This is a genomic window from Halomonas sp. SIMBA_159 (genome assembly GCF_046536035.1).
Lineage (GTDB): Bacteria > Pseudomonadota > Gammaproteobacteria > Pseudomonadales > Halomonadaceae > Vreelandella > Vreelandella venusta_A.
Window position 1 is genome coordinate 1 of record NZ_JAWJBT010000883.1, and the last position, 261, is coordinate 261.

1 protein-coding gene is annotated in these 261 nt (G+C 60.2%); it reads right to left on the reverse strand.

From position 1 onward, the window contains the following. A partial coding sequence (locus R0J87_RS21780) for a hypothetical protein (RefSeq protein WP_498888914.1) occupies window positions 1–261 on the reverse strand: 261 nt, incomplete at both ends.

Consider the following 261-nt stretch of genomic DNA (forward strand, 5'->3'; position numbering starts at 1 on the left):
TGTCCAACCAGGTGGAACAGCACGAACAGCGGCAGCAGAAAGGCGAGATGACGCAGTTGCGGCCAAGACCGGCCGACGAAATGCAGTTGCACGAGCAGCAGCATAGCGCCAACCACAGCTACGCCCCAGCGGCTGCCCAAATAGAACCGAAAGGCCAGAAAAGCAAAAACCGGCAGGTAAGCCCACCAGCGGAAACGCGCCACCACAAGGAAAAGAACCGCGAGCGGTCCTAGCAGGTTGTGCGCCTTGACGAGGTAGGCC